This window comes from Rhodanobacter sp. A1T4 (genome assembly GCF_014207185.1).
In the GTDB taxonomy this organism is placed as follows: domain Bacteria; phylum Pseudomonadota; class Gammaproteobacteria; order Xanthomonadales; family Rhodanobacteraceae; genus Rhodanobacter.
In genome coordinates this window covers 1-4,033 of sequence record NZ_JACHCP010000025.1, presented here as the reverse complement: position 1 = coordinate 4,033, position 4,033 = coordinate 1, and the positions used below count along the sequence as shown (strand labels likewise).

Genomic DNA, 4,033 nt, shown 5'->3' with positions numbered 1-4,033 from the left:
GTTGCCGCTCCTCACTCAACCACGTCCCATCGCTCGCGACAAAATACGGCGATTTGGCCACCCGAAGAGGCTTAAGTAAGTACCATTCGTGTCAGGGACAATTTAAACACTCCGGTAGCCGGAACAAATTGTCCGTGACACCTTTTCTCATGGATACGTAGAAGAACATGCCAGGCTGCTGGACGTCGAGACGGCGATAAGACTGACCGCGCTGCGATTGAGGCAAGCTATTACCGCGACGGCACCGGGAGTTTCTCAACAACCTGCTAGGCATATAACTACAATCTGCCGCCGCGCGCTCTGACAATACGGACTTGGCAGCCGTAACTATTTACTGCATCAAGAAATAACCATTCCGGACTAGACACTAAAAAAAAATACGTGTATATGTCTCCGAGACTAAGAACATTGACACTCGCCTCCGCAGTCTCTTTTCTTAATTACATTCTTATCGCCTACCAAAAGAAAAGGAAGTCATATGGCAATTACCATGCTTTCAGCAGGAGCTAAAGGTAGAACCAGGCGACAAATGTAAGTTGCTGCATCGGATAACACCATCGAACCCCATGCCCACGTTTGTAAGCTCGTAACCAACGGGCACCATGCCCTGCGCCTTATTATCAAGCGAGTCGAAGGCGTTAGGATAATTCGCGACTGTAGTTGAACCATCGATAACATTTAAACCCACTATACGGAGATGACATGTCAAAACTCAATGTAGTTAGTGCGGCCATTATGGCTGCGTCAATGTTCTCGTTTTGCTCAGTTGGCTTTTCACAAGGATATACCCACGACAACATCGAGGCGCAGGCGCGACAATCTTGGCGGAATACAGTTATGCATGCTTCGCCGCCAAATAAAACAGGATGTTTTCATATCTCCTACCCGCAGACGGAATGGGCGCAAGTGGGCTGCACCGCGGCGCCTAATCGACCGTTTGCAAAGTGGCCTAAGAGCAGCAGCAATTTTCTAGGCGCGGCAGCTTTTGCGAAGTTTCAGGCGCAAACGGTTGGGGATGGTACGGACTATGTAGCGGAAGTTCCAGGATTGCTGACTTATTCAGTCGGGGATTTTCCAACGGTCTCTGGCGTAACGAGTGAAACTGGATCTTTAGGAGCAAATGATTATTCGCTCCAGCTTAATTCAAACTTCATGAGCACGGCAGCATGTAATGGGCATTCAGGTTGCCTTGCGTGGCAACAATTTATCTATTCGTCCGGCGAACAAGCGGTTTTTATGCAATATTGGTTAATTGACTATGGCACCTGTCCGAGCGGATGGAATACTGATGGCGATAGTTGTTATAAGAACAGTGCCGCCGTATCGGTGCCGAAGATAGCCATCTCTGAGCTAAATCAGCTTTCGATTTGGGCTAATGCCATCCCAGGTGGCGTTGATCAAGTCGGGCTTGGCACAGGAGATGACTATATAACGTCTGGAGTCGACTTTTATGCGATTCGCGAGCCAGACAGCGTCGTTGATCTTTCAAGCGACTGGAAAGAATCAGAATTCAATATTTTTGGCGATGGTGGCGGTTCAGCAGCAACCTTTAATCAAGGATCATCCATCACTGTATTTAATCAGCTCGGCGAACAAGGCAGTGTTTATTATGCACCCACTTGTGTTCAGAATGCAGGGACAACGGGTGAAACGAATAACCTAACGTTGGGAAGCTGCAGCACTTTAGCTGGATCGCCTAGTTCCAACCCATCCATGACTTTCACTGAGTCAAACTAGGACTCGGACTTGATTTAGATTATGCATGATCGCAACTTCCTCTCGCTGCACTTTGATTTCGAAATGTTGCTGACTAACCGATTGCACGCACTTGCGTGACTACGAGTGACCTGTCCTTCGTGCTCTACATGGGCACGAAGGACATCTCTCATTCCATCCCGTTTTGAAGCTCGAACGGGGTCCAACTCGACCCCGGTTTCTCTCCGGTCACCACGGGACCGTGCGTCCCATGCGGTCAAGAAACTCCAGCCCCGGTCTACCCCGTTTCGAGAGCAGCGTGTTCACGATGTCTGGAATGGTTTCCTCAAGGCCTGACGGCGCGTTCGGCCCGCCCAACGCGGTACGAATCCAGCCCGGCGCCAGCAACAGCAATGCCCGCGGCACGGTGGACTGGCGCGCGGCGTAGCTGCGCATGTATTGATTCAGCGCCGACTTGCTGCCGCGATAAATCTCGTGTCCACCTTTTTCATTGCCGGTGATGCTGCCCTGCCCCGACGACATGACGCCAATTAGGCCGTCGGCCGGCACGAGGTGCTGCAACGCTTCAATGACCCGCAACGGACTGAGCGCGTTGGTGACCATCACATGCACGAACTCCTCCGTGGAAACGTCCGCGATGGTCTCGCCCTCGTTCTTGTTTGCGGTGCCTGCGTTGACGAAAAGAATATCGAAGCGGCGTCCAGATAGTCGGTCGCGTAGCGCCGCGATCTGCTCGAGTGCGGTCACGTCGAGGTGTTCGATCTCGACATAAGCTGCGTGTTCGTCCGCCAGCTCGTGCAGTTCGGTCCGGGTGGCTTCGCGCACCGTACCGACGACGTTCCATCCTCTTTTTACGCATTCCGCGGCCATGGCGTGCCCCAGGCCTTGCGAGGCGCCGATGATCAGAATGGTGGGGGCTTTGCTGCTACTTGAGTGGGTCATGATTATGCCTGAGCGGGAAAGCCCCGAGTTTCGTCGACGAAGATGGATTGCACCAGACACACTGGATGCAATAATCGATTGCATGAAACTCAATGCTGGCCAATCCGGGAGACGACATGGCATGCCATACGTGGACTTGAATCTCCTCACGGCGTTGGACGTACTACTTGCCGAATGCAGCGTGACCAAGGCTGCGCAAAGACTCGGCGTGAGTCCCTCGGCAATGAGCAGGACGCTTTCGAGACTGCGGACAGCGACAGGGGATCAACTGCTCGTCTTGGCGGGGCGGACGCTGGTTCCCACCCCGTATGCTGAGCAACTCGGCGAACGCGCGCATGAACTTGCCCGCAACGCCAGGGCCGTGCTCCAACCCGCCAACAGCACCGTGGACCTGGCCACGCTGGAGCGAACTTTCACGATTCGTGCAAATGACGGATTCGTCGATCTGGTAGGCGCATCGCTCATGGCGGCGATCGCTCAAACCGCGCGCCACGTTCGTATTCGGTTTGTATCGAAGCCTGACAAGGATGCACGGGCACTGCGGGAAGGCATGATCGATCTGGAGGTCGGCGTGCTCGGAACCGCTGCGCCGGAGCTCAGGACACGGCTGTTGATTCGTGATCGCTTTGTGGGCATCTGTCGAACTGGCCACCCCCTTTTGACCAGGGTGAGCGCGAAACGCTATGCCAGCTGTTCGCACGTGGTGGTGTCGCGCAAACCGCAATTCACCGGACCGGTGGATGATGCATTGGCCCTGCTGGGCCAATCGAGAATCATTTCAATGGTCGTGCCGACCTTCGCCAACGCGATGCAGATCGTGCGCTATTCGGATCTTGTCGGACTCGTCCCGCATTCATCCCTTGGCAGCGCGTCACCGGGCCATCATGCAGAAAGCGAGGGCATTGAGCACTTTGAACTTCCCGTGCGAACGCCAGCTATTAGCGTGTCGGCGATTTGGCATCCCCGCCTACATGCGGATCCTGCCCACCGCTGGCTTCGCGATACCATCTTTGGTATTTGCAAAAATGCTTCTCCATAAGCGAGTCCCCACTGCACGGAAATCGGGACGGAGAAAGTCAAGCGGACCACTGCCTAGGGTTCGTGATCACTGTTTCCTCAGCCACGGTCGCGGCGGTCGTCATCGGCCCCTTGTGAGGGCGGTTGACTTGGCCGCAAGTTCAGCGCCACAGCAAGCTTCCAACGGCCGCTATCGGGCGACATGAATAAAGCGACGACCGTCTCTTCTTGGCCGATTTCTGTCGAATGCTGTTCGAAACCGAGGGCAGAGTCGACTTTCCAGGGCATTGGCCTCAAAGAAAGTGCACTCTGCTCCTGAGGTTTCCCCACGAATCTCCTTACTCAATCAACACGTTGC

3 protein-coding genes are annotated in these 4,033 nt (G+C 54.2%); 2 read left to right on the top strand and 1 reads right to left on the bottom strand.

Annotated elements, in window-relative coordinates; all coding sequences use genetic code 11:
* The first annotated feature begins 702 nt into the window (after positions 1-702).
* On the top strand, positions 703-1,737 hold the full coding sequence (locus tag HDE80_RS21970) for a hypothetical protein (RefSeq protein WP_255484092.1): 1,035 nt from the start codon (positions 703-705) through the stop codon (positions 1,735-1,737).
* A 207-nt stretch (positions 1,738-1,944) separates the two neighbouring features.
* Here HDE80_RS21970 and HDE80_RS21965 read toward each other — a convergent pair whose 3' ends face one another.
* Positions 1,945-2,658, bottom strand: coding sequence for an SDR family oxidoreductase (locus HDE80_RS21965; RefSeq protein WP_184674452.1), 714 nt, complete (start codon positions 2,656-2,658; stop codon positions 1,945-1,947).
* 82 nt (positions 2,659-2,740) lie between these two features.
* Between HDE80_RS21965 and HDE80_RS21960 the strand changes: the two genes are divergently transcribed.
* Entirely contained in the window at positions 2,741-3,697 is a 957-nt protein-coding gene (locus HDE80_RS21960; RefSeq protein WP_255484090.1) for a LysR substrate-binding domain-containing protein, read from the top strand.
* The last annotated feature ends 336 nt before the right edge of the window (positions 3,698-4,033 follow it).

What these genes read in the sequence shown, in the direction of transcription:
- HDE80_RS21965 (WP_184674452.1), bottom strand. Translation starts at nt 2,658, where the DNA reads ATGACCCACTCAAGTAGCAGCAAAGCCCCCACCATTCTGATCATCGGC.
- HDE80_RS21960 (WP_255484090.1), top strand. Translation starts at nt 2,741, where the DNA reads ATGAAACTCAATGCTGGCCAATCCGGGAGACGACATGGCATGCCATAC.
- HDE80_RS21970 (WP_255484092.1), top strand. Translation starts at nt 703, where the DNA reads ATGTCAAAACTCAATGTAGTTAGTGCGGCCATTATGGCTGCGTCAATG.